Raw genomic sequence first — 24,628 nt, 5'->3', positions numbered from 1 at the left:
CCTTAAGCCAGACGCAGCGCTTCAAGGCGGCGCAGGTCGAAGTCGTTCAGTTCGTCGGTGTAGTCTTCGGTTATCGGTGCAGACCAGCAATCGGTGTCATACGCATTTGCGAGTGCACGCATGGTGCGCTGATACTCCAGCAGTCCTAGGTCGAGCAAATCTTCCGATGCCTCAATTACCGCCACCCAGTGGTAGCCCTCGTCTTTGTTGACGAAGATCCAGAAGAACTGATCAAAGTCGGCAACGGAGCAATACATGCCAGCGCTGAGGTGGTAGTCGCGGTCGATGATTTCCCGGTGCAGTTTGGCGCGCAAACCGTCTTGCTTAACGCGTCCCATGCTGATCGTCTTCAGGTCAACACCGATACGAACGCCGTTGATTTCAACCTCAAGGTCAGGGCGCACACGGACTTCCAGACCGGTTTCGTCGTCCATCCCGAAATAACTGGTTTCCACTGAACGGGAAGGATGGCGCAGCAGTTTCCCGGCTGATTCATGATTCAGTAGGGCTTGCTGAATTGCCGTGGCCAGCATCAGTTGCTCTCTGGACAGGATGGTTTTCCCATCAACGCTATCGCGCCATTGCTGCTCAAATTCATCAGCGAAAATGGCCTCCGGGCTGACCGCGCGTATCGCCGCCTGAAGTTCTTCTTTCTTACCGGTGAGCTTCAGTTGCTCGGCCTTTGGCTTATCCGCGTTAAATTCTCGAATGAACGCCTTCATGGAGTCGGTGGTGGTAAACGCCTCAGCCGGAATGCCAGGGAATACTGCAAACTCTTCGTGGAGCTTTTCTGGCTCCAGGGCCAGGGTGTGCGCCAGGCTACCGAACATCAGCGCCTCGCTGCTTTCTCGACGGATAGTCTTGGTCACGTGACGGCCGTGATAGAACATCAGGCTGACACGTGCATCTTTAACCTGGGTTGAGCTGATACCGTTGGCCGCGTGATAAACCTCGTTCGGCAGACCTTCATAGCGACCTGGCTCGAAGTAAGCGGGGTAAACAACAGCTGGTTCGTCAGATTGCGCTTCGGGTTCGGTTTGTGCCGCAACTGGGTCAGTCTGGTTTACAGAATCGATATTTTGGGCGACAGAATCCGTATTCTGGTTTACATCGGCCTGCTGGCTGGTATGTGACTCTTCACCAGTTTCCAGACTGCTTTCGCCTGACTGCACTTCATCACCAGCCTGTTCTTCATCACTGACAGTTTCTTGAACCTGCACATTGCTGGTGGTCTCCGTTGCCTTTTTCGTGCCATGAGTTGCTGAGTTCTGAATCAAAGCCGTAACGTCGAATATTCCGTTGCCGACATTTTTAACCAGCTCTTGTTCGACTTTCTGCGGTTGAGCTGCAGCTTCCTCTGCGCGGCGGCGTGCTCCTTCTTCACGTACGCGTTGCAGGTTCTCTTCGTGAGTACAGAAGGATTTGCGCGGAGGCTCCTTACTTTCAGGTTGGGGAATTCCCTGTGTTGCGGGTTCGGCTTCATGTAATGGCAATAACTCGACTGCGGAATTGAACGCGGCTGTCATGGTCTGGTTAACAAATTCCAGGTGAGAGACAGGAGTGAGATGAATATTTTCCGGCGCGATACGTACCAGATTAAAAATAGCCGTGCGGTTAACGCCAAGAACGCCAGGCTGATTGCGCAGAATGCTGCTCCATGATTTCCACGGTTCTTCTTTTTTGGTCACGATTTCTTTAGCGCGACGAAGAATGCTGCCCGGGATCTCGAAGTGGTTGAAGTCCATAGGCAGAAGGGCACAGGCAATCTCTAAATCGAGAGTGTCAAGGGTGTGGTGTGCATCAGGTCCACGGTCAGTGACGTAACCGCCGTCGGCATTGGTGCCGGAATCAGTACGCTGCACGCTACTGATGCGATTACCTGCTGCCCATTCGCGAACAAGGATATCGCGGTCGATATGATCTGTAGCGAACCACAATTTCAAAAACTGAATTAAGGTCGCGAGTTCAGGGATTTTTCCATCGACAGGGAATGCTTTTTTAACAGCATTGACTGCTTTATGAATATCGTGCTCGATGGCTTTTTTAAAGTCTTCAACGTTTTCAGCGGCCAGCAGCAGATTCTGGATGTACGATTCATCAGTATCCATTTCGAGGCTAACGATTTCTTTTTTCTGCGCGGCATCGACGTGATAGAGATACTCACCATCACCAATGAACTGAGCCAGAACTCGATGACGGAAAGGCATGGTGGCGATAACAGTGAGAGCAGGCGTCGAAGTATTGCCTGTGCTCTTACTGTCAACAGCACTTGCGCTTTCCTCCAGGATTTCGCCGGTATTGGTATCCACGCCGTTAACGATATGCTGGCGTGCTTCGGCGGCAGCATCAGAAGAGGGCAACGTAACGCCGGGGATTTGTTCCCATGTCATGTTGTCGTCGCTGAGGCGGTAGAAATCACAAAATGTTAAGCTGAGTTCGCCTTCTGGAGGCAACTCGTTAACGACAGGGAAATTAGTGGCAACAGCTTTAAGATAATCTTTCAGCTTTGCGCCGGTTTTAATCAACAAATAATCCAGCGTTGCATTTGCAGCCTCAAAATCATCGCTGCACCAGAGCACCGCATCTTTATTACCTGATTGTTTTTTTGCCCTGCGGACTAAAAATACAGGATTAGTTCCACTCATTACTTTATCCTCGATTCGTGTAGAATGGAGGTGCCTTAACAGCACCCCGATATATCAGGTTGTTAGTCCGGTACGCTTTGGTCGGTTGGACCGGACAGGGTACGCCCGTTTCGGTGGGCGTTTTCTTAATGAACGGTGATGAAAACTCTTTCTGAGTAATCGAGTTTGTAGCTGTGATAGTTACCAAACCCGGCCTTATCGCCATCGTTTACCTGAACCGCAAGCAGTGAAATAGCTGTTACTGCACAGTGAGGGCAATCGAACTGACCGAGCACATAGCCGCCATCGAGAACGACGGTTGTTTCACCGTTTTGGGCTGAGTGAATAACGCCAGACACTTTCTTTTCGCAGTTGAATAATGCGATTTCTTTATTTACTGCTTTCAGATTTAATTCGACTTTTACGATTTGCATAAATTATTCCTGTTGGTTTATTCAGGGTGTAAGAATCCACGCCAAACTAATGGCGAATTTTGGATTTCATATTTCGGGACTGCTATTTAGCCTTCGTGCGCCATCTGGTCGTAAGAAGCGCAGCGCTTGGAACAATACTCTTTCTCTTTGCGCGTCAGCTGTGAGCCGTTGCGATAGAGAAGGGTGCTTTTGATTACTTCTTCCGGTTTAACCGGCTTACCGCAATAACCGCATTTGGTCTGCATCATCATTTCCTCAGAACTTAATGTCTGCCTGAGCAGGTAATTCTTCACTACTGATGATCCTTTCAACTGGGTAGCAGCTACCTGAAACCTGCTGCTCAACAGCGGCCTGCTCGCATTGCTGTTGGTCGCCATAAACACCCAGTACAACATCCTGAAAATCACCGTTGGTCATGCCAATAGTCAGGACTAACGCGAAAAGAGTGCTCATCAGTGCGTACCTGCCGGAACCAGATTCGGTCCAATGGTGCGCGAAGCATACGGGCTGCGAATATGACGCAGATTACCCTGCGGTTCGTGCCAGTAGGTGCCGTTGATATGGTCATAGGAAACCTGCCAGGCTGAGCCGGTACGGCTATTTCGCATTGGGATGGCGCGACCGTTGTTTGGTACCGCGTTACTGGTTTTCATGACAGGGCCTCTTTAAATTTCGCAAAACTGAGTGTTTCCTCGCCATCGGCGAGACCTTCAAAATATTCCTCGTATGCTTTTTCCATCTCACCCTCGATACCTTGTTGCCAGAACTCAGTGAACTTCGCTGGTGGCGCCGCGGTGCTGATCTTCACGGTTGAGCGTTTTAACTCTGCAATTCACCACCGCGAAGCTCACTTCTGTGCTTTGCCCTTGTCGCCAGGCTGGCGGAACGTTTCAAACCTACTGCGCGTTAATCTCGCCACCTCATTCCGGTCTTCGTATGCCCCGGACGGCTACTTCGTGGGCGTCCTGCCTCGGTGGTTGTGTTGATGGAGTAATTAAACACAATGTTTATTTGCGTGTCAACATAATGGGTGTTTTTGTATAAACAAAAAGTTTAGTTGGTGGCGCTGGTTGACACGAGTAGTATGTTTTGTGGTCTATTTTGTGGTTGTAAAAACCTCGATGGGGGTGCGATATGGAAAAGTTTTACGTGGGTTACAACGATGTATGTCAGGCGGTAGGTAGAGCGACGCTGAATCTGATATCACATGGAGACGCACCAACAACTGAGGCGATCATTTCAATGCTGGAGTCGCTGGGGGATATTGAGCAGAACGATTTTTGGCGACAGGTGTTCAGGTTTGCTGCTGAGGAAGTGCGAAAAGGGTAGGCAAAAGAAACCCGGCGCGATGGCCGGGTGTTTTATTTTTCTTTGTCTGATTTTGCTTCTAGTATTGCTTGTATTTTAAACAGACTTGATGAGGTATCTTTGTAATTAGAGTCAATCTTAGTTTCAAGCCTATCAATTCTGCCTGTGATTTCTGTGCGACTAGACTGGATGTTTCCAGTTAGCTCTTGCCTGGAGGCATTAATTTTTTCATTGATATTATTAGAAATCGTCCATGTTGCACCTACAGCAAGGGCAAACATACCAACAATAGTCGCACCAATCCCTAGCCAAAATTCAAGTCTTGACAGTGATTTTCCGTTCATGTGTGACTCTGCCTCTGTTGATTGATTATTTACATTACGAGCAATAAAAATTGGTATATCCCTAGCAATATTCCCCGGCTGATATGACGGAGTAGAACGCCCGTGTTTGTAGACTTCTCGAGCGACCAATTGATCGTAAGTATTATCATACTCCATGGGGCGGAATAAATCAGTTTTCTGATTCGTCATTCTCATCCACCATATCTTCTTCTGCCTTTTTTACGTAATTTCCAGATTCAATGTTTTCTAGGACTTTTCTATAGTTGAAGAATGCCATGTATCCACAGTTTCTGCATTGCATTAACAGGACGTCATGGTTGGAACTTCTGAAAAAAACGTTTGATTTGTCAGGCTTTTCACTGGAAAGTAGTGAGCCAGGGATGGAATTTATGACATATCTATCATCGTCTTCTGTCGGAAGTTTATTCGGAGTGAAAAGTGTCCATGACTCTTCCATGCACATTGGGCAAATCTGCTCGCCGCTTAGTGTGCTCAGATACTGAGCAAACTCATCAAATTTCAGCACCTTAAATTCTTTATCGCTCATGATTTATTTCATCTTAAATAGCTGTTCATGACGTTTAACCGTATCACCCATACGTTTCATCCGGTCACTAATCTTACCCATGCTTCCTGTACGTCTGCTATGTGTTACTCCGCATCACCCTTAATCCGCCGCCCCATATACTTGGCGTACAGTTCGTCGAGTTCTTTCAATCGTAGAGATACGATCCGCAACATGTTCTGTTGTTCTTCTTCGTTTGGTAGTTGATTATAGAGTTCCAACAGTCTCCGTTCGTCGTGTCTCAAACCGTCCTTAGCATCCACGTCCTGACCTAGAACCCACTCAAGACTTACGCCTAGCGCATCGGCAAGTTTTATTGCTGAGCTTTTACCTATCGCTCCTCTGACAAACCAGTTGTTGACTGATTGTGCGCTCACACCACAGATTCTCGCTATATCCGCTTTGGATATGCGCTTTTTCTCGATGATTTCATTTAACCGCCGAACCTGCGGGTTATCTGTTTGGTGTGTGTTTTTTCTCATATATCAAGATTCTAAACTAAAAGTTTATCGCCTCAACATTCATAATGTTGACTTGTGTATAAACATAATGTTTAATTTGGTTTGTTATTACTTGGAGCCAAATATGAAAGCACTTGATAAAGCAATAAGCATCGTAGGGGGCGCAACCCGTTTAGCAGAAAAGCTCGATGTATCTTCAATGACGGTCAGTCACTGGCGTCACCGTGATAATGGAGTCGTACCGGCTAACCGTGTCATTCCTATTTTCAATGCTACAGGCGTAACTCCACATGAGTTACGTCCTGATTTGTACCTCAACCCTACGGATGGATTACCTGCTCAGGAAGCGAGGGCTTAACCATGAAGTCACTGTCACTTCATCAAAATAGCGGATATCAACCGGCTGCGATGATAAATCGCAATCAACCTGTCTCGGTAGATAAACATGACCAGATCCGCGATGCCGTTCGTGCGTGGGCGGGTGTAGATGGTCAGGATGTCGTTTCTGCTCTGATCGTCGAAGAGTACCAGGCGCAAGGGGGAGACGAGATCACTTTCCCTGATGACCTCAGCCGACAGCGTCAGAAGCTTTTCCGCTTCCTAGACAACCATTTCAACAGTGAAAGATACCGCGAGAATGTCCGCCAACTGACTCCGGCAATTCTTGCTGTTCTGCCGCTCAAGTACCGCAACCGTCTGCTACCAGAAGACAACGTTATGGCCCGCCTGGCAAGGCTGGAGAAAGAAACCAGCGAAGCGAAGATTGCTGTCGCAATGGATGCGCCACGTCATCAGAAGCTGAAAGAGTTGAGCGAGGGGATCGTGGAGATGTATCGCGTTGACCCTGGGTTAACCGGTCCGCTGATGGAAATGGTGCAGATGATGCTGGGGGCTATATGACCGGTTCAAAAATGGCGAAAGCCGTGGTGCGCGAACACCAACGGCTTTCAGGTGCAATTCGTTGCGTACTCATTGCGAGGTCATTATGACAAAGAGTTTTTCAAAATACCAGGTAAGGGAGGCATAGCTATGTCGAATGTCGCCTACGCCGATTTTGCGGCGCGTACCGCCGTCAGGAGCAACCGGATGGAGAACCAGAAGACCGGATTCATCCCGTTGTACCGGAGTGTACTGAAGAAGCCCTGGGCTAAAGATGTCTTCCTGCGCACGTTATGGGAGAACCTTCTGTTGGGCGCCGCCCGCCAGCCCTACACGGCAAACTTTAAAGGCCGGCAGTGGCCATTACAAACCGGACAACTGGTGACCACGTCGGCAGATCTCGGGCTGAAATTATGCGACCGAAATGGGGAGCCAACAAGCCGTCATGCAGTGGATCGAATGCTGTCTCTTTTCGTGAAAGAAGGGATGATTTCAACCGCTGGCGAGAAGAGAAAAGGCACTGTAATTACCATCACAAATTTCGCGCATTACGCTCAAAAAATGGACGATTTACCCGCGCATAACGCCGCGCATAACAGCGAGCATAACCCCGCGCATAACGAACCCAGCAACGGCGAGGCTTCGGGAGTGAATGCCGAGCATAGCCCCGAGCATAAGGGCGCGCTTAAGCCCGAGAATCATGAACAAGAAGTAATATTAAATACTAACGTATTTAATGTACGTCAGAGAATTTCAAAAATTATTCCTGATGCAGCTGTCCAGACTCTGAAAGGTGACAAGTGGGGGACATCTGACGATCTCCGTTGTGCAGAGTGGATGCTGGCGCTGCGCGACATCACCAAACCCTCCCTGAAAAAACCGAATATGGCTGGCTGGGCGAATGATATACGCCTGATGCGCCAACTGGACGGACGCACCCACAAAGAGATTTGTGAGCTGTTCCGATGGGCCTGTAAAGACTCGTTCTGGTACAAAAATATTCTCTCCCCCGCAAAGCTTCGCGCCAAGTGGGACACGTTAACCCTTCACAGCGAAGACACTACCCGTAAGCCACGCACAGATGTCAGCGCAAACAAATCCGAAACTGGCCCGCACTGGAACAGTCCTGAAGCATGGGAGAAATTTTTATGACCCCGGATCTTTATCGTGCAATTCAGAATCGCGACAGCGAAATGCTATCACGCATGGCTGGAGATTCTTACGACGGACGCAAGGTTGTTAACGCTGACGCTGAAAAGCTGGTGGATATGCTTTTTGAAAACCTCATGCAGGTATTCCCGGCATCCACTCAGACGAACCTACGTACTGACGCTGATATTCGCGTTGCAAAGCAGCAATGGATCGCGGCTTTTGCTGAGTCAGGCATCACCTCCCGTGAGCAACTTTCCGCCGGGATGCAGAAAGCCCGATCCAGCCAGTCACCGTTCTGGCCGTCTCCGGGTCAGTTTATTTCGTGGTGCCGTGAGGGGAGTGGTGCGCTGGGGGTCAGTGTGGACGACATCATGAGCGAATACTGGCGCTGGCGGAAACTTGTTTTTCGCTATCCGACCAGTGAGCAGTTCCCATGGAAGGATAAAAAACCGCTGTATTACCACGTCTGCCTGGAGCTTCGCCGTCGTGGAACAGAGGGACAGTTCAGTGAGAAGGAACTTATCCGAGCCGCTGGTGACATCCTGCATGACTGGGAAAAGCGAGCACTGTCTGGTAAGCCGGTACCGCCAATCCGTCGCGCACTTGCAGCGCCGAAAGCAGCTACTGGCCCAACACCAGCAGAGATGCTGATGGCTCAGTACAAACAACGCAAAAACGCCGGTCTGGTCTAATGGCGGAAATCACTATGGCAAGCAAGTCACTGTGGGCAATCGTCGATTTCCTTCGGGTTAACCAGACCATAACCCCGCGTCAGGTTCAGAACCTGCTGGGATGCGACAGCAAGAAGGCACACAACCTGCTGCTTCACCTGGTACGCAGAGCGGTAGTTATTCGCGCTGGCGAGCCACATCACCCGGTCTATTCGCTGCAACCAGGCGGGGAACTGAATATCAAGCAGATCAAATCGAGCGTGCGAAAAAACATGGTTACTTCAGTATGCCGCACAAGTCCGGCTATGCTGCGTGTACTGGCGTTTTACGGGAGAACGTCAGTATGACCACCAACAACCACCCGGCGAACGGTCCTGTAACACTCGATCGCCTGAACCAGATAAGCGAAATACTCAACAAAGCCGCGGCACAAAGAGACGGCGGTAATCTCGGCTACGCAATGGCTGATGCAGTGAAGGTGATTGCAGTGGTGATTGCCCGCGAACAGGTACGTCGTGAGCATGCAGCATGGTCACAGGCCACTTTCGGCGATGTCGGTCCAGTTGGTTCGCTGAAGCACCTTTCCAAAGAAGCGCTCGAGGTTGCTGCTGAACCAGGCGACCTTAGCGAATGGGCTGACATGCAATTCCTGTTATGGGATGCACAACGTCGTGCCGGTATCAGTGACGAGCAGATTACCCTGGCGATGGTAGAAAAGCTGGCGGTAAACAAGCAGCGAGAATGGCCTGAGCCGAAAGACGGGGAGCCGCGCCTGCATATCAAAACTGAACACCATCAGAGAGAGAAGTGATGTAACCCAACTGGAATACGCTATAAAACGTATCATCTGACTGAAAAGCCAGCTTTTATTAAGGTTGGTAAGAATAAGATATTTTACATCGTAAAATTCTGGAAAATTTCATCAGAAATTAAAAGTTAATGGTCTTATAGAGTGTGTACATTGAAAATGAGGTATATATGAAAAAGGCCATTGCTTACATGCGTTTCTCGTCAGTAAATCAGGACAAGGGGGATTCATTAAGGAGACAGAAGAAACTAATAGATGATTGGCTTAAAAATAACCCGCAATATACTCTTGACCCAACTACATATGAAGATTTGGGGTTAAGTGCTTATAAGGGAAAACATGCAAGAGAAGGTGCATTTAGTGAGTTTATTGATGCACTGGAGAATGGGCTTATTATTCCTGGTACAGTTTTACTCGTTGAAAGTTTGGACCGACTTTCTCGAGAGAAAGTCGGAGAGGCTACAGAAAGACTAAAATATATCTTAAAATGTGGTATTGATGTCATCACTCTTAGTGATAACACCCAATATTCTGAGGCATCGCTCGATGATCCCTATGCACTCATCAAAGCAATTCTAATTGCTCAGAGAGCTAATGAAGAGAGCGAAATAAAATCAAGTAGGGTGAAACTCTCCTGGAAAAAGAAAAGAGATGAGGCCGAGTTAAACGGTAGGATAATGACAAAAGCATGTCCTCGCTGGTTAAGAGTTAGTCCTGACTACAGTCATTTTGAAGTGATAGAATCAAAGGTGAAGGTGATTAAGAAAATTTTTTCATTACGTAAGGAAAATAAATCTCTGACAGCTATTACTAAATATCTCAATGACAGGTTGATTGAAAATATGACTGGTACACCTGGTGAGTGGAGTCCCTCTGTCATCGAAAAAATCCTTGGTAACAAAGCGCTTATTGGTATTTGCAGACCAACATATAGAGGACGTGCAAAAGGCGTTAATGAAATAATTGATTATTACCCCAAAGTCCTTACTGATGATGAATTTTATGCTGTTCAGGAGGTGCGATTGTCTCCATTCGGTTTCAACTCTCACAGCGGTAACCCATATCTTATAAACCTGCTGCGAACCGTGATGAAGTGTAAATGTTGTGGGAATACCATGATTGTCACTGCAGTGAGTAAGTCTGGAAAAGGTTATTATGTATGCCCTATGAGAAGGCTTCATCGGTGTAAGAGTCCATCGATTAAAAGAGAGCTTGTCGATGTTAATCTGATTGAAGAGATACTTTTCAATTTTGATAAGTTACAGATTGAGTCAAATCAGGTAAGTTTGCAGGAAACATTAGAAAAAAATAGCATTGATTTACAGCTTCAAATAAACAGTCTCGTACAGGCACTTACAATAGCCCCTGAAGTAAATGTTTTGGCTGGTAAAGTTCGTGAACTGGATCGTAAGTTAAAGAAAATTGAAACTACAATTAAGGTTCTGAAAAATAAAGCTAAGAAGGATAAAAGTCGCGGGAGTAAAGAACTAAACTTGTCACTAAAAGAAGATAGGGAGGTATGCAGGCGACTTGCCTTTAAATCATTCAGAGAGGTTTATATAGATACTGAGACGAAAAAGTGTGATATTTATTTTACAAATGGTCTTGTTTTCAAAAATTTCCCACTCAATAAAAGATGTCGTGCGGACAGTATTGTTTCAACATTGAAGTATATGGATGAAAACACTGTTTACTTTTAGCGTTTTAATAAACACATATCTAATAACGTGTGCTCACTTTATCGATAAGCTGCATTCTTACAATTTGCAATGTGGCTGGAGAGATTCACTCACCTGAATGATTCTCCATATGGCATGACTAAACCAAACCCTGTTCAGGCACTGAGGTAGCCATATAAATCAAGGCCTGGACGGGTTTTCGTTCCTTTCTGACCCTGTATAACTGATTTAGTAAACTCCGAATACTCGGAAAAACTTAGCGTATACAACGGCATGGCTTTGGCGAAAAGTGCTATTAACCACTTGAATATGAGGTTCAACAGGTATACTGTATAAATGTACAGTATATTGATGTAGAGGGAATTATGAAGATAGAACTTACCATCAACAAATCAAAAGACCTGCCGCGCGGCGCCATACCCGCACTTGAGAAAGAGTTGCTTAAACGACTTCAGAATCAATATGAAAATTGTTCTCTGGTTATCCGCAGGGCTGGCGGTGATAGCCTGACTGTTTTCGGTGGCGATAAGGGCGATAAAACGAAGGTGGAGGAAATCCTGCAGGAAACATGGGAAAGCGCCGACGACTGGTTTTACTGAACTTGGGTTAGCCGGCGCGCAGATAACAGAATACCAAAAATGTGTATCCCTTTGATGCTGTTGCCGACAATTTTTAACCGCGTCTGTGTCGATTGAAGGGAGAAAAATAAGTGAATAATTCAGCATTGCAGGCATCAGATGATCATTGGTACGACCTTGTCAGACGCTCTGATGGTTGTGTTATGTTTAGCTTTCCTTCATCTGGCAGGCATCTGATTTATCGTGTTAATGGGATGGTATCAATGCGGCCTTTGCTCGATGATGAAGAAGTCTTTACTCCCAATGGTTTTGTGCAATTTATCCGCCGCCTCGGCTACCGGGTAACTCCACCTTCTGATAATATGAAATCAACGGTCTGAACAACCGTAACCTACTGCGCCACGGAGAGAAACCATGGCGCACGAACTACAACTCATCAAGCAGTCCTCAGGAATCCTGATCCCCGCGACGCCGGAGACCAGCGATATTCTGCAATCAAAAATCAAACTCGGCGCCGTGCTGGTGGCAGAGTTCCGGCAGGTACGCAACCCGGCGTTTCACCGTCGCTTTTTCGCGTTACTCAATCTCGGTTTCGAATACTGGGAACCCACCGGCGGGGCGATCTCTTCCAACGAACGCAAGCTGGTAACCGGCTACGCCAAATTCCTTGCCTCGTTCGCGGGAAGCGAAGCAGCTCTCCTGGACGCTGCCGAGCAATATCTCGACCGTATCGCTGATAAGCGCGCAGGTAGCATCAGCATCTGCAAATCCTATGACGCATACCGTGCATGGGTGATCGTCGAGTCTGGCCACTATGACGCTATTCAGCTTCCTGACGGCACCCTCCGTAAACATCCCCGCAGTATTGCCTTCGCCAACATGGACGAAACCGAGTTCCAGCAGTTGTACAAAGCCGCGCTCGATGTTCTGTGGCGCTGGGTATTGTCCAGGGCATTTAAGGATCAGCGTGAAGCGGAAAACGCCGCATCGCAGCTAATGAGTTTTGCGGGGTGATGGCGATGAAAATAAGTTGGTTTCACCATCACGAATGCACAACCGAACAGGCGGACGAGCTGGTGGCCAATTACCGCCGCCGTGGCGCCACGGTAGAACGTAGCCTGAATCGCGACAACATCACCTGGACTGTCAGCGTTCAGTTGCCAGAAAGTGAGAAGGCTCCTCGCCCGAGTAAGGTCTGGCAAAACAGGGCGTGGGGTTGAGTATGGCTAAGCTACCGCGCCGTAAGTGCGCCAACAACGAATGCCGCCAGTGGTTCCATCCTGTGCGAGACACGCAGACCGTATGCGGTTATGAGTGTGCCAGCGCCGTCGGGAAAGAGCAGACCAGAAAAGCGCGGGAAGATGCACAGCGTAAGGAGTCTGCCAAGCAGCGCGCCACTGAAAAGAAAGAACGTGCAGCCTGGCGCCAGCGTAAAGCTGCAGTTAAGCCGCTGAAGCACTGGGAGGATTTAACCCAGCGCGTCGTCAATGACTACATCCGCGAGCGTGATGCCGATCTGCCATGCATCAGCTGTGGGACGTTCGAAACCGTCCAGTGGGAAGCAGGTCACTACCGCTCACGCGGTAAGGCATCACATCTCCGCTATCACGAAGACAATATCAGTAAACAGTGCCACCACTGTAACGTGCAGTTGTCGGGCAATCAGCAGCAGTACCGCCTTGGCCTTATCGAGAGAATTGGGCCTGAGCGCGTCGAGGCACTCGAAAACAATAACGTCCCACACCGATACACCATCGAAGAACTCGAAACCATTAGGAAGCACTACAGCGCGCTTCGCCGTGGATTAATTAAGAGCAGGGAGGCTGCATGACATTTGAATCCTATTTTGCCGATCACCTCCGCGTTCGATGGCAAAGATTGCGCTTATACCACTTTCCTGGCTCTGTACTGACGGACTACCGAATACTGAAGAACTACATCAAAACCATAGGCGGTGCTGTATGAACACTCAATTTCTTGAATACGTGCGCCAGCAACTGATGGTGGCCACCGCCGATTTAAGTGGTGCGACGAAAGGGCAGTTGATGGCGTGGCTTGAGAACGCCCAGTTTGATACGGGAACGTTTAAACGTAAGAAGCTCCGTGTGTATGATGAAGTGACCGGGAAAATGATTACGCTGGATAACCCACCAATACCGGGCAAACAGTCGCATGCCAAGGGTTCACATATTCCCCTGGTGCAGCCGGTAGAATTCTACACCGCATCGTGGCGCCGGGCGCTGATGTCACTTGAAGAACCCCAGAAGGCCTGGCTACTGTGGAACTACAGCGAGAACGTAAGCTGGGAGAGTCAGGTGTTGATTACTCAGTGGGCGTGGGCTGAATTCAAGTCGCAGATGGGGTCTCGAAAGATAGCTGGTAAAACCATCGAACGGTTGAAGGCGTTAATTTGGCTTGCTGCTCAGGATGTGAAAGCAGAACTAGCAGGGCGCAGCACATACGAGTACCAGCAGCTGGCGCAACTGGTAGGGGTATCAAAGCCAACTTGGACTGAAACCTACCTCCCGCACTGGCTGGCGATGAAACAAGAATTCGTGCACCTTGATAATCAGGCGCTCCTTTCTGTTTCGCGATCACGTTCACAACAAAAGGCGACAAATTTGGATGTAAGTCTTGCAAAACCGAACTGAAATGGATATATTTCGTGTAAATCTGATATTGTGCCATTGTTGTATGCACTGGCAGTAAATGAGTTTTCAAGCCTGAGGTTGACGCCTTGGGCTTTTTTATTTGAATGTAGACAAGCGGTAAAGCACTCAAGCCATAATTGAATTCTCGCTGGCTAAATCCCTGCCAGACGCGTCAAGTCTAAGTTCACTTCGAGGTATCAAAGGTAGTTGTCAATTTGATATATTTCGCTTCAAAGAAGTTGAGAAATGGATTAATGATAATGAGGTTGCCAACAAAGGTAGAGCTGATTTCATTCTGCTTCGTAGTCATTTGGGTTATCTGGTGTGCATGGGCAGACAAAACAACTCACGACACATACCTTTTTGATGGGGTGCTTTATAAGTCAGTTATTGTGGGGACTTCCTTCGTGATAGGAGTTTTCATTGCTTGGCGTGTGTACCTAAGTAATAAGTTCTCAACAGGTCTGGTTAAGAGGCTTTTTGGCGTTTGTCTCACCGTTATGATGTACCTGACTTTTACCTTTTGGAACGTTCCAGAGTTAATAATGATCTCATCAGCTAATAAGCATGTGAGTGACAATTACCGATTCAAAATGAGATACCCCACGCAATCTGGAGGAAAAACCAGGTCATGTAAGGCTCATGTTATCTACTATGACACATATCTGAAGCGTGAAATCGCACTCTGTCACTGGGATTATGCTCCATCTTTTTTCTATACGGATTATATTCGAGTAGATAAGCTGATTTCAGGTATGGGCGGGCAGATTATTTATCACGAAGCCGTTCATTGAGAAAATCCTATTTAAACTTTAGAGGTCGCCATATGGCGACCCTTTTCATACACACAGCGCCATCCGAAGAATCGGATGTGAGGCTCTAAGGCCAGGATGTGCACCTTGGACAGCAAACATTGAGTTTGTTGTGGTTTCTTGCAACGCTGCATCATCTGCTCCGTTCTATACTGTTTGCTTAGTATTGCGGAGGAATGTATGAAAGAAGGGTATTACTGGATTCAGCATGTAGGCATTGTACAGGTAGCGTATTACACGAATGACACTGTTGATGATCTGGAAACGGGTAAAACAATCACAGGTGTCTGGCATCTGACCAGAGGCGATGACATTTGCCATAACGGTGAGGCAGAGGTTCTCGCAGGGCCGCTGCAACCGCCGCGATAAAAAACAAAAATCAAATCCCTGGCTATGGCCGGGGATTTTTATTTTCAGGCTCTTAATAGTCATTCAATTGAAGACTGCCTGATACAGGAATATTAGAACTGCAAGGTAACCCCAGTATTGTAAATGGTAAAAGAAAGTATTTGTCATCATTCATCCCTCTGGTTCCATTTGGTTATGTTCATCAAGCAATAAATGAACCAGTTTTTCAGAGAATTAAATCAATTACTTATGGTGACCTTGTTACGGTGTATGCACTCCAGAAGTGCGATTGCACTAAAAAAGGGAATCACCACTCCATTATTACATCACACCTGATAATGCCATCCGAACTATCGGAGGTGAGGCTATGACCAGAATGAGCACCATTTACAGCAGACTTTCATATGGATCAGGAACCACGCTTGCCGGCTGCGGTGTATCAGCGAAGGCATATGCCGAAACAGCGAAAACAGCAAAAGAGGTGTCCTGGATGTTGGCCGACAGAATTGCAGGGTTAAGCCTGAGCGACTGGGCAATCATTGTCGGTATCGCATGCACTGTTATCACCTGTGCAGTGAACTGGTATTTCCGCTGGAAAGAACGGGAGGATCGGCGCAATGGCTATCCCACCAAAGCTGAAGAATAAACTGAGCGCAGCGGTCGTTGGTTTAATTCTTGCCGGGGCTTCCGCGCCCGTGATTCTCGATCAGTTTCTCGATGAGAAAGAGGGTAATAGTCTGACGGCGTATCGTGACGGCGGAGGGCTCTGGACCATTTGCCGTGGCGCCACGCTGGTTGATGGCAAGCCAGTAGTCCAGGGCATGAAACTTTCTGCTGAGAAATGCGCCCAGGTGAACACCATAGAACGCGACAAGGCGCTGGCGTGGGTTGAGCGAAATATCAAGGTACCACTAACCGAACCACAGAAAGCCGGGATCGCATCTTTCTGCCCATATAACATCGGCCCCGGAAAATGTTTCCCGTCTACGTTCTATAAGCGAATAAACGCTGGCGACCGTAAAGGAGCCTGTGAAGCGATCCGCTGGTGGATAAAAGACGGTGGCCGCGACTGTCGTCTGACCAAAGGCCAGAAAAACGGTTGCTATGGGCAGGTAGAAAGGCGAGACCAGGAAAGCGCGCTGGCTTGCTGGGGGATAGACCAGTGAACAGAAGCCTCGTTGTTGTTGGGATGGCAGCTATCATCTTAATCGCGGTGCTCTGTGTACTGCTGACCCGCAGTAATGCCGCGCTGGCCACGTCAGAGAGCGACAACCGAGTACTGCGTAGCGACAACGATCTACAGACGGCGGTGATAACTACTCAGGCCTTCAACTTCAACCGGTTTAACCAGATAGCAGAGAATACCAACCGCCTTAATTCGCTAATAGATGCCGGAACAGAGAAAACCATAATTGAATACCGGGAGATTTTACGACGTGAAAAAACCTGTGATTTGCCTGTTCCTGCTGATGTCGCTGGTGGGCTGCTCGAATACGCGCACCGTTTACGTGCCAGCGCAATGCACGCCGATTCCGGGTACGCTGACGCAGCCGTTGATAGTCCCGCTGCCGCCAGCACGCTGACGTATTGCCAGGCTGTGCTCTGGATTAAGCCGCTGCTGGCCGTGATTGAGAAGGGCAACAATAACTTGGCTGGTATACGGCAGATTGAGCAAGAGCGGCAGTGATCCTTTAGCAAAGCAGGGGAATAAACGACCCTAAGGAGAAAACCTATTTGAAGTAGCAAAGCGGACAGACCGCAGTCGAAAGGCAATGCAGCAGTCATGATGCTGCCCCGAGTCGCGTAATGGCGAGCAGGTATAGCATACCGATGTGAGGGTAAATAAGGGAACATGCTCCGGTAAAGCAGTACGAACGCCATACGCGCACCGGTTATAAGCGGCGATGAAGCGACAGCAACTCAAGGGCATGAGCGCAGCCACTGCGAGAGTGTGGCAGGCATTACAGCAGGCATTCACTGAGTGCCTGTGATAATGCACAATAACTCCTCGTCATATGGAGGGGTTATGGAAGAGAAAGAGCAGTGGTTTTTTTCATGGAATGCTTACGATGCAACCACATGGGAGCACTTACCGGCGTATTCGTATGGTGAAGTCTACAGTTGCGATGGTGGACAATCCTCAGGTGAAATATTCGAGTCCTTAATGGCTGAAAAACAGAGGCTGCGAGAAAACCTCTGGATACAGTGCGTAGCATTCAACAAAGTTTAACCGCCTCAGGGCGGTTTTTTATTGGAGTAAGCAATGGCAAAACCGGACTGGGGCGAGCTTCAGCAACGGTTCCTGTCCGACAATGCCGCTACCGGCGTATCACCGAAGGAATGGTGTGAAGCGCAGGGACTGAACTACGCTACCGCCCGTCGATATATCAAAAAAACTTCTGTGCAAACTGCGCAAAAACCTGCGCAGAAAAAAATGCGCAATGCGCAGAAAGATGAAAGCGCAAATGACCTGGTGGATGACGATGGACTTACTGCTCAGCAACGCTTATTTGTCGCGGAATACCTTAAGGACAACAACGCCACCGCTGCCGCTGCACGCGCTGGATATAGTGACCCAAACTACGGTCGTCAGCTCATAACGAATCCTAACGTTGCTCAGGCCATTGCGCAGCAGCAGAAAGCCTCTATTGCGCGCACGCTTGGCAGTGCCGATGAGGTCCTCGTGCAGATGTGGAAGCTCGCCACCTTCGATGCAAACCAGCTTTCGCAGTATCGCCGCGGTGCGTGTCGTTACTGCTGGGGCTTTGGTCACCAGTATCAATGGCGCGATGCCGTAGAGTACGAAGAGAAACGTCTCGAAGCGCTTGAGCGTAAACGTCGCGAGCCTGTCGATGTTGGCGGTTACGGATACGACCACACCAGCGCACCTAACCCTGAATGCCCACGCTGCAATGGTGACGGCATCGGTCAGCCGTTCTTCGCTGATACGCGCAAACTGGCGCCGGATGCTGCACTTGCCTATTCCGGTGTGAAGCTTGGTAAGAATGGCGTTGAGATAACCGCCATCAGCCGTGAGCGAATGTACGAGGCTGTGATGAAACGCCTCGGCCTGGCTGACAGTGAATTTTCTCAGCGTCTGCAGAAGATTGAAATCGAGCGCCGGCAGCTGGAAATCGACAAACTTCGCAAAGAACTGGCCGCAGATCCGGAGGATGACGAACCAACGCCAGTTGCAATCAATATCAACGTAGTCGACGCGAGGGCGGAAGATGGGGATCAGCCCGACACTTAACATTCCTCAGGCTCGCTTCCTCGCAATGCAGCACAAGTTCAAAGCCTATGTCGCCGGGTTCGGTTCCGGTAAAACGTGGGTGGGCTGTGGCGGCATCTGCAAAGGGATGTGGGAACACCCGAAAATCAACCAGGGTTATTTCGCTCCGACCTACCCGCAGATTCGTGACATCTTCTACCCGACTATCGAAGAGGTGGCCTTTGACTGGGGGCTGAGCGTCAAAATCAATGAGGGGAACAAAGAGGTTCACTTCTACGAGGGGCGACGGTTCCGCGGGACCACAATCTGCCGCTCGATGGAGAAGCCCGGCTCGATAGTTGGTTTCAAAATCGGTAACGCGATGGTGGATGAGCTGGATGTCATGGCGGCTGCCAAAGCGCAGCAAGCATGGCGAAAAATCATCGCCCGTATGCGTTACAAGGTTGATGGGCTGCGTAACGGTATTGACGTCACGACAACGCCGGAGGGGTTCAAATTCGTTTACCAGCAATTCGTGAAGGCAGTACGTGAAAAGCCAGAGCTCTCGGCCCTGTACGGTCTGATTCAGGCCAGCACGTTCGACAACGCGAAGAACCTGCCCGCGGATTACATCCCTTCGCTGATGAATTCCTACCCGCCGGAATTGATTAAGGCGTATCTGAGGGGGCGCTTCACCAACCTGACCAGCGGTACCATCTATCACCAGTTCGATCGACATCTGAATAACTGCACCGATGAAGAACAGGCTGGCGAACCGCTCTATATCGGCATGGACTTTAACGTTGGCAAGATGGCGGCTATCGTCCACGTTCTTCGGGATGGCGAGCCGCGCGCGGTACGAGAATTGATAAAAGTTTATGACACCCCGGCGATGATTAAACGCATTCAGGAAGAGTTCTGGCGCTATGAGGGTGGGCGTTATGTCTCCTCTCGTCAGATTTACATTTACCCGGATGCTTCCGGCGATTCACGCAAGTCCAATAACGCCAGCGCCACCGATATTGCGCAGCTCAAGCAGGCAGGATTCAGCGTGGTGGTGAACGCCGCCAACCCGCCGGTAAAGGATCGCATTAACTCCATGAACGCCATGTTCTGCAACGGCAACGGTGAACGGCGCTACAAAGTTAACGTTGCTCGCTGCCCAGTCTACACCGACAGCCTTGAGCAGCAGGTATGGGCGGCAAGCGGCGAGCCGGATAAATCAGCCGACAACGATCACCCAAATGACGCTGGTGGCTATTTCATCGTGAAGCAATTCCCGATAATCAAGCCGACCGGAAAAGTCACTCAACTACGGATGTAACTCCATGCCTGATATTTCAACACCCAATCTGGACTATGGGAACATGGTGCAGGCGTGGGACATTAATGATGCCCTGATGGGCGGCACGCTGTACATGCGCCAGTTGGGTGAGGAATATCTTCCTCGCTGGCCGAAAGAAGACAAAGAGGACTACAAAAAGCGCTTGGCTGTGGCCACGTTACTCCCTGCGTATGAAGAGACGATCAACCAGAATGTTGGGCGAGTATTTGCTGAGCCCATCCAACTGGGCGAGAACGTCCCAGATCAGCTGCGCGAGTTCGCGAAGAACGTGGATCTTGAAGGTAGTCGCCTCGATGTATGGGCACAGGCATTCTTCAGCCTGGCGATGCAGTACGGTCTTTCGCATGCGCTGGTGGATTATCCCCGAATAGATGCCGAACAGGTGAAGACTAAGGCTGACGAGAAAGCTACTGGCGCGCGGCCATACGTCACGATGCTTAATCCCCGACAGGTAATTGGCTGGAAGTCGACGATGGTCGGCGGCAAGGTGCAACTCACTGCGCTGCGCATCAAAGAGGTCGTGGTTGAAGATGGCGACGACTTCGGGCAAACGAAGGTTGAGCAGATTCGTTTGCTGACACCTGGACAGGTGCAGATTTACCGCAAGGCGACCGGCGAGAATGCCCAAGCGAACTGGGAATTGCATGAAGAATGGCAGACCTCCCGTCAGGACATCACGCTGGTCACTCTCTACACCAAGCGCACTGGGTTTATGTGCGGTTCTCCGCCGCTGCTGAACATGGCGCTGCTGAACGTTAAGCACTGGCAGAGCCAGAGCGAGCAGGACAACATCCTGCACGTCGCGCGGGTGCCGCTGTTGACTGTATTTGGACTTGAAGATGGTCAGGAGTTAGTTATTGGCTCATCGTCTGCGACTCAGTTCTCTGATCGACAGAAGCAGGGGCTTGAATATGTGGAACACACTGGAACGTCAATCAGTGCCGGTAAAGAGTCGCTAACCGACCTGGTGGAGCAGATGCGACAGGCGGGCGCGAAGCTGCTGCGTACCGACAATACCTCGACCAAATCTGTTGACCAGACCTCAGAAGAGAAAATGCAGGAGCAGTCCCCGCTCTACACTATGGCAACCAGCCTGGAAGATGCGATCGACAATATCCTGCAGATTATGGCTGAGTACATCGGTGAATCCGAAGGTGGTAACGTCGATGTCCGCACCGAACTGGATGTCGAATCGAAAGAGTTCAATCCTCCTGCTGCACTGGCCATTCAGTCGCTACGTCAGGGCGGTGACCTTCGCCGCATCGATGCGATTAAATCCCTGCAAAAACTCAACCTGATTGATGCCGATGCAGACCCGGAGAAGGTCCTGGACGAATTGCTGGCTGAGTCATCTTCTCTGGATACCAGAACGTTAGACGAGGTATAGCATGGCCCGCTCCGTCAATGACCTGCTCCAGGACGAGACTATAGCGCATGGCCTTTATGTGACGCGCTACGGCACCGGCGTCGCACGGCGCATGGTCGCGTTACTGAACAGAATGGATGCAGAGCTGGCCGCGAAACTGTTGGTGCTGCTGGACGGCAAGCGTGCTGATACCTACAGCGCCCGCCGACTGGCATCACTGCTGGCTGGCGTGCGTGAGCTGAATCAGCAGGCCTACGAACCGGTGAATGCTGCTCTGACGCGCGAGCTGACGCGCTACGTTGAATATGAGGCTGGGTATCAACTGGACCTGTTCAGCAGCATCATCCCGAAGCAGATCCTGAAGCACGTTCCGCTGCAAAGCATTGCCCCAGAGCAGGTCTACGCCTCTGCGGTGGCGCAACCTTTTCAGGGGAGATTGCTGAAAGAGTGGGGACAAAAGCTTGAAGCCGATCGGCTGGATAAAATCACCAGTGCTGTGCGTACCGGATTTCTTCAGGGTGAAACCGTCGAGCAGATCGTGAAGCGCGTCGCCGGCACGCCGCAACTTAACCGCCTGGACGGGGTTATCAATGCCTCACGTCGTGACCTTGCTGTTGTTGCCCGCACCGCGGTGAATCATATGGCAGCAACGGCGCGCCACGAGTTCGCACAAGCCAACAGCGATATCGTGAAGGCCAAACAGTGGTCTTCGACTCTGGACACCCACACCAGCCAGTGGTGCATCATCCGCGACCGCAAGCTTTATACGCTCGACGGCAAGCCGCTGGGGCATGTGGTTCCGTACCTGCGTGGCCCCGGTAAAATCCACTTCTGCTGTCGCTCCAGCGAAATCCTGATTACCAAATCGTGGGAGGAACTGCAGATAGCCCAAGGCGTTCTGAGCAGCGCGACACGCGCCTCAATGGACGGACAGGTGCCAGCGTATACCAGCTATGCCGAATGGCTTGCGAGGCAGCCTTACGCGCGGCAGGAGCAGGTGCTGGGTGTTACTCGCGCGCAGATGCTGCATGACGGAAAAATCACTGTGCCGGAGATGTTCAACGATGCCGGGGAGTTCCTGACCCTGGACGAACTGCGCCGTGTAGATGCGTCGGCATTTGAGGGATAGGGTATGCGTAATGATGATTTTCACTGCGTGGGCGATGGCCGTGGCAGACGAAGGGTGTTTGTAAATGGTAATGAGGTAAAGAGCTGCGTTTGGGCGGACGTTAAGCGAGGTGTCGCATGCATTTATCCACACCCGCTGCGGATCCATAAACGAAAGCGGAGTGAGGTTTACTCCCGCAAGCTACGTGGCGAAATTACAATCGAATTTATCTAACAGGCTGCCTCTGGGCAGCTTTTTTTATGCCTGCCGCTGAGCGGATGCGACGCGGTGCCCGGGTCGGATGACCCATTACGTATGGCCGGAAGGCTGGAGCAAAAACAATGAAACTGAAACTTGATGCTAACGGAAATGTGGTCGTTGAAAACGGTATGCCTGTGTACATCCATGATGATGGCAAAGAGATCCCGTTCGATGCGGTCGCAGCGATGACCAAAATCACCTCCCTGAATGGCGAGGCGAAAACTCACCGCGAAGCGAAGGAAGCGGCGGAAGCCAATCTCGCGAAATTCTCTGGCATCACCGACCCGGCCAAGGCGCTCGAAGCCCTGGAGATGATGACCAAAATCGACCAGAAGAAGCTGATCGACGCTGGCGCTGTTGACCAGGTGAAGGCCGAGATTACCAAGGTTTACCAGCAGCAACTGGACGAAGCGAACAGTAAAACTCAGGCGCTGGAAACCCAACTCTACGACGAGATGATCGGCGGCCGCTTTGGTGGTTCGAAATTCATCTCCGAGAAGATGGCGATCCCAGCTGAGTTCGTGCGCTCCCATTTCGGTCAGAACTTCAAAATCGAAGACGGCAAGGTTGTGGCGTACGACGGACAGGGCAATAAGGTGTTCTCCCGTACCAAGCCCGGCGAACTGGCCAGCTTCGATGAAGCGCTGGAATCCCTGGTCGAGTTGCACCCGCAGAAAGACTACATCCTCAAATCGTCCGGCAACAGCGGCGGTGGCTCTCACCAGTCGCAGCATCAGGCCGGGCAGAAAACCATGAAACGCGGTGCGTTTGATTCCCTGGATAACGCTGGCAAGCAAGCAGCGCTGAAAGACGGCGTCAGCATCGTCGATTAAATCGAAAGGAGCCATAAATGGCAGGCAATACCCTTACTGGTCTGATCCCGACCATCTATACCGCGCTGGACGTAGTGTCCCGCGAGCAAACTGGTTTTATTCCTGCGGTGGCGCGTGACGCGAAAGCGGATGCTGCTGCAAAAGACCAGACCGTACGTGCGCCAGTCGCACCTGCAGCCACCACTGAAGATATTGTCCCTGGTCCGTCAGCCCCTAATTCTGGCGACCAGACCATCGGTGGTGTGGATGTCAAAATCACCAAATCCAAAATGGCCCCGGTGAAATGGAATGGTGAAGAGCAATTGGCTCTGGGCCCGGCTGGTACCTACAACACCATCCTGGCTGACCAGTTCAAGCAGGCTTTCCGCGCGCTGGCGAACGAAGTGGATGCAGACCTCGCTGCGCTGCACCTCAACTCCTCCCGCGCTGTTGGCGCGCCGAAGAATACTCCGTTTAGCATTAAAGACGATCTGACTGATGCTGCGTTGGCGCGTCAAATCCTGACCGATAACGGTGCGCCGACTACCGATTTGCGTATGGTGCTGGGTGGCGAAGCGATGGCATCCATCCGTGGTAAACAGGCTGTCCTCTTCAAAGCGAACGAAGCGGGAACCGACCAGCTGCTGCGTGAAGGTGTTATCGGTCGCATCATGGGCTTCAACCTCCACGAATCCTTCAGCATCAAGCGTACCGCGAAAAGCGCTGCTGCTGGCTATAAGGTCAATGGCGCGAAGAAAGAGGGCGATATCATCATCGCTATTTCTGCCGGCACCGGCGGTATTGCTGCAGGTACTGCGGTGAAGTTCGCCGGTGATGACAATCAGTATCTGGTCGTTGCGGCTACGTCTTCCACTATCACCATTAGCGCGCCAGGCCTCCGTCAGGATCTGGCAGATCAGGCTGATGTCACCGTGTTGAGCGAATTCGTACCGAACATGGCGTTTGACCGCGGGGCATTCCTGCTGGCCAGCCGTACCCCGGCGATGCCTGAAGGTGGCGATACTGCTGATGACGTCATGAATGTGACCGACCCGGTGTCTGGCATCACCTTCCAGGTGGCGCTGTACCGCCAGTACCGTCAGGTGCGTTATGAAGTGGGTCTGGCATGGGGTGTGGCTGCTGTGGCGCCACGTCATTCCGCCATCATCATGGGTTAACCTAAGGGGCTTCGGCCCCTTTGTTTTTCAGGA

The 24,628-nt window shown here is 50.3% G+C and carries 34 protein-coding genes and 1 pseudogene; 26 read left to right on the top strand and 9 right to left on the bottom strand.

What is annotated here, in order from left to right; translation table 11 throughout:
- Nucleotides 1-2: 2 nt before the first annotated feature.
- From OGV89_RS06760 to OGV89_RS06735, 6 genes and pseudogenes are all read right to left on the bottom strand, one after another.
- A complete protein-coding gene (locus tag OGV89_RS06760; RefSeq protein ID WP_286558421.1) occupies nt 3-2,645 on the bottom strand; it encodes a RecE family exodeoxyribonuclease in 2,643 nt (880 codons plus the stop codon).
- A 125-nt stretch (nt 2,646-2,770) separates the two neighbouring features.
- Nucleotides 2,771-3,123: pseudogene (locus OGV89_RS06755) on the bottom strand (DNA breaking-rejoining protein).
- Between the two features lie 21 nt (nt 3,124-3,144).
- The gene (locus OGV89_RS06750) at nt 3,145-3,306 is read right to left on the bottom strand and encodes a YdaE family protein (RefSeq protein ID WP_286558606.1); all 162 of its coding nucleotides are present in this window, start codon (nt 3,304-3,306) and stop codon (nt 3,145-3,147) included.
- A gap of 7 nt (nt 3,307-3,313) precedes the next feature.
- A complete protein-coding gene (locus tag OGV89_RS06745) occupies nt 3,314-3,511 on the bottom strand; it encodes a DUF1482 family protein (protein WP_286558417.1) in 198 nt (65 codons plus the stop codon).
- Complete coding sequence (locus OGV89_RS06740; protein ID WP_286558415.1) at nt 3,511-3,711, bottom strand: hypothetical protein; 201 nt, start codon at nt 3,709-3,711, stop codon at nt 3,511-3,513. Before OGV89_RS06740 ends, OGV89_RS06745 begins: the two co-directional genes overlap by 1 nt.
- Complete coding sequence (locus tag OGV89_RS06735; RefSeq protein ID WP_286558413.1) at nt 3,708-3,866, bottom strand: hypothetical protein; 159 nt, start codon at nt 3,864-3,866, stop codon at nt 3,708-3,710. The genes OGV89_RS06740 and OGV89_RS06735 overlap by 4 nt, the downstream gene beginning before the upstream one ends.
- 326 nt (nt 3,867-4,192) lie before the next feature.
- On the opposite strand from OGV89_RS06735, the gene OGV89_RS06730 reads away from it, so the two are divergent.
- Complete coding sequence (locus tag OGV89_RS06730; RefSeq protein WP_032238386.1) at nt 4,193-4,387, top strand: hypothetical protein; 195 nt, start codon at nt 4,193-4,195, stop codon at nt 4,385-4,387.
- 32 nt (nt 4,388-4,419) lie between these two features.
- Here OGV89_RS06730 and OGV89_RS06725 read toward each other — a convergent pair whose 3' ends face one another.
- The 3 genes from OGV89_RS06725 to OGV89_RS06715 all read right to left on the bottom strand — a co-directional run bounded on the left by OGV89_RS06725 (nt 4,420) and on the right by OGV89_RS06715 (nt 5,757).
- On the bottom strand, nt 4,420-4,899 hold the full coding sequence (locus OGV89_RS06725) for a hypothetical protein (protein ID WP_286558410.1): 480 nt from the start codon (nt 4,897-4,899) through the stop codon (nt 4,420-4,422).
- Nucleotides 4,880-5,257: a hypothetical protein gene (locus tag OGV89_RS06720; protein ID WP_286558407.1), complete on the bottom strand. Its 378-nt coding sequence runs from the start codon at nt 5,255-5,257 to the stop codon at nt 4,880-4,882. Before OGV89_RS06720 ends, OGV89_RS06725 begins: the two co-directional genes overlap by 20 nt.
- A 104-nt stretch (nt 5,258-5,361) precedes the next feature.
- Nucleotides 5,362-5,757, bottom strand: coding sequence for a helix-turn-helix domain-containing protein (locus tag OGV89_RS06715; RefSeq protein ID WP_001230956.1), 396 nt, complete (start codon nt 5,755-5,757; stop codon nt 5,362-5,364).
- Nucleotides 5,758-5,860: 103 nt separating this feature from the next.
- Between OGV89_RS06715 and OGV89_RS06710 the strand changes: the two genes are divergently transcribed.
- The 25 genes from OGV89_RS06710 (at nt 5,861) to OGV89_RS06590 (ending at nt 24,595) form a co-directional block, all read left to right on the top strand.
- Nucleotides 5,861-6,094 carry a transcriptional regulator gene (locus OGV89_RS06710; RefSeq protein WP_124021115.1) on the top strand — a complete coding sequence of 78 codons (234 nt, stop codon included), beginning with the start codon at nt 5,861-5,863 and terminating at the stop codon, nt 6,092-6,094.
- A 2-nt stretch (nt 6,095-6,096) separates the two neighbouring features.
- Nucleotides 6,097-6,636 (top strand): toxin YdaT domain-containing protein, encoded by a 540-nt coding sequence (locus OGV89_RS06705; RefSeq protein WP_286558404.1) that lies wholly within the window; start codon nt 6,097-6,099, stop codon nt 6,634-6,636.
- A 186-nt stretch (nt 6,637-6,822) separates the two neighbouring features.
- Nucleotides 6,823-7,767 (top strand): phage replication protein O, encoded by a 945-nt coding sequence (locus OGV89_RS06700; protein ID WP_502874037.1) that lies wholly within the window; start codon nt 6,823-6,825, stop codon nt 7,765-7,767.
- Nucleotides 7,764-8,459, top strand: a complete 696-nt coding sequence (locus OGV89_RS06695) for a replication protein P (RefSeq protein ID WP_286558400.1) — start codon at nt 7,764-7,766, stop codon at nt 8,457-8,459. The genes OGV89_RS06700 and OGV89_RS06695 overlap by 4 nt, the downstream gene beginning before the upstream one ends.
- Before the next feature lie 14 nt (nt 8,460-8,473).
- Complete coding sequence (locus OGV89_RS06690) at nt 8,474-8,785, top strand: hypothetical protein (RefSeq protein ID WP_286558396.1); 312 nt, start codon at nt 8,474-8,476, stop codon at nt 8,783-8,785.
- Nucleotides 8,782-9,249, top strand: coding sequence for a DUF550 domain-containing protein (locus OGV89_RS06685; RefSeq protein WP_286558394.1), 468 nt, complete (start codon nt 8,782-8,784; stop codon nt 9,247-9,249). Before OGV89_RS06690 ends, OGV89_RS06685 begins: the two co-directional genes overlap by 4 nt.
- Nucleotides 9,250-9,416: 167 nt before the next feature.
- Complete coding sequence (locus OGV89_RS06680) at nt 9,417-10,946, top strand: recombinase family protein (RefSeq protein ID WP_286558392.1); 1,530 nt, start codon at nt 9,417-9,419, stop codon at nt 10,944-10,946.
- Between the two features lie 344 nt (nt 10,947-11,290).
- A complete protein-coding gene (locus OGV89_RS06675) occupies nt 11,291-11,524 on the top strand; it encodes a DinI family protein (protein WP_032944444.1) in 234 nt (77 codons plus the stop codon).
- Nucleotides 11,525-11,634: 110 nt separating this feature from the next.
- A complete protein-coding gene (locus tag OGV89_RS06670; protein WP_072041507.1) occupies nt 11,635-11,883 on the top strand; it encodes a hypothetical protein in 249 nt (82 codons plus the stop codon).
- A gap of 34 nt (nt 11,884-11,917) precedes the next feature.
- Nucleotides 11,918-12,517, top strand: a complete 600-nt coding sequence (locus OGV89_RS06665; protein ID WP_137397341.1) for a DUF1367 family protein — start codon at nt 11,918-11,920, stop codon at nt 12,515-12,517.
- Nucleotides 12,517-12,723 (top strand): hypothetical protein, encoded by a 207-nt coding sequence (locus OGV89_RS06660; protein WP_286558390.1) that lies wholly within the window; start codon nt 12,517-12,519, stop codon nt 12,721-12,723. Before OGV89_RS06665 ends, OGV89_RS06660 begins: the two co-directional genes overlap by 1 nt.
- Before the next feature lie 2 nt (nt 12,724-12,725).
- Entirely contained in the window at nt 12,726-13,334 is a 609-nt protein-coding gene (locus OGV89_RS06655; protein ID WP_286558388.1) for a recombination protein NinG, read from the top strand.
- Nucleotides 13,331-13,468, top strand: a complete 138-nt coding sequence (locus tag OGV89_RS06650) for a YlcG family protein (RefSeq protein WP_016156248.1) — start codon at nt 13,331-13,333, stop codon at nt 13,466-13,468. Before OGV89_RS06655 ends, OGV89_RS06650 begins: the two co-directional genes overlap by 4 nt.
- Complete coding sequence (locus tag OGV89_RS06645; protein WP_286558387.1) at nt 13,465-14,154, top strand: bacteriophage antitermination protein Q; 690 nt, start codon at nt 13,465-13,467, stop codon at nt 14,152-14,154. Before OGV89_RS06650 ends, OGV89_RS06645 begins: the two co-directional genes overlap by 4 nt.
- 992 nt (nt 14,155-15,146) lie before the next feature.
- Entirely contained in the window at nt 15,147-15,335 is a 189-nt protein-coding gene (locus OGV89_RS06640; protein WP_100272347.1) for a hypothetical protein, read from the top strand.
- 346 nt (nt 15,336-15,681) lie between these two features.
- Nucleotides 15,682-15,960, top strand: coding sequence for a phage holin (locus tag OGV89_RS06635; RefSeq protein ID WP_102190971.1), 279 nt, complete (start codon nt 15,682-15,684; stop codon nt 15,958-15,960).
- Complete coding sequence (locus OGV89_RS06630; RefSeq protein ID WP_286558385.1) at nt 15,932-16,480, top strand: lysozyme; 549 nt, start codon at nt 15,932-15,934, stop codon at nt 16,478-16,480. The genes OGV89_RS06635 and OGV89_RS06630 overlap by 29 nt, the downstream gene beginning before the upstream one ends.
- Nucleotides 16,481-16,503: 23 nt before the next feature.
- Nucleotides 16,504-17,001, top strand: coding sequence for a hypothetical protein (locus tag OGV89_RS06625; RefSeq protein WP_286558605.1), 498 nt, complete (start codon nt 16,504-16,506; stop codon nt 16,999-17,001).
- Between the two features lie 339 nt (nt 17,002-17,340).
- Complete coding sequence (locus OGV89_RS06620; RefSeq protein ID WP_048244212.1) at nt 17,341-17,544, top strand: hypothetical protein; 204 nt, start codon at nt 17,341-17,343, stop codon at nt 17,542-17,544.
- A 33-nt stretch (nt 17,545-17,577) separates the two neighbouring features.
- On the top strand, nt 17,578-18,567 hold the full coding sequence (locus OGV89_RS06615) for a terminase small subunit (protein ID WP_286558383.1): 990 nt from the start codon (nt 17,578-17,580) through the stop codon (nt 18,565-18,567).
- On the top strand, nt 18,545-19,849 hold the full coding sequence (locus OGV89_RS06610; protein WP_286558381.1) for a terminase large subunit domain-containing protein: 1,305 nt from the start codon (nt 18,545-18,547) through the stop codon (nt 19,847-19,849). Before OGV89_RS06615 ends, OGV89_RS06610 begins: the two co-directional genes overlap by 23 nt.
- A 4-nt stretch (nt 19,850-19,853) precedes the next feature.
- Nucleotides 19,854-21,257: a DUF4055 domain-containing protein gene (locus OGV89_RS06605; protein ID WP_286558379.1), complete on the top strand. Its 1,404-nt coding sequence runs from the start codon at nt 19,854-19,856 to the stop codon at nt 21,255-21,257.
- A gap of 1 nt (nt 21,258) precedes the next feature.
- Complete coding sequence (locus OGV89_RS06600) at nt 21,259-22,365, top strand: phage minor head protein (RefSeq protein ID WP_286558377.1); 1,107 nt, start codon at nt 21,259-21,261, stop codon at nt 22,363-22,365.
- Between the two features lie 320 nt (nt 22,366-22,685).
- The gene (locus tag OGV89_RS06595) at nt 22,686-23,438 is read left to right on the top strand and encodes a DUF6651 domain-containing protein (RefSeq protein WP_286558375.1); all 753 of its coding nucleotides are present in this window, start codon (nt 22,686-22,688) and stop codon (nt 23,436-23,438) included.
- A 17-nt stretch (nt 23,439-23,455) separates the two neighbouring features.
- The gene (locus OGV89_RS06590; RefSeq protein WP_286558373.1) at nt 23,456-24,595 is read left to right on the top strand and encodes a major capsid protein; all 1,140 of its coding nucleotides are present in this window, start codon (nt 23,456-23,458) and stop codon (nt 24,593-24,595) included.
- Nucleotides 24,596-24,628 lie beyond the last annotated feature (33 nt).

Source organism: Citrobacter sp. Cf125 (assembly GCF_030333935.1).
Lineage (GTDB): Bacteria > Pseudomonadota > Gammaproteobacteria > Enterobacterales > Enterobacteriaceae > Citrobacter > Citrobacter freundii.
The sequence above is the reverse complement of the archived record's forward strand: the minus strand, read 5'-3'. Positions and strand labels throughout refer to the sequence as shown.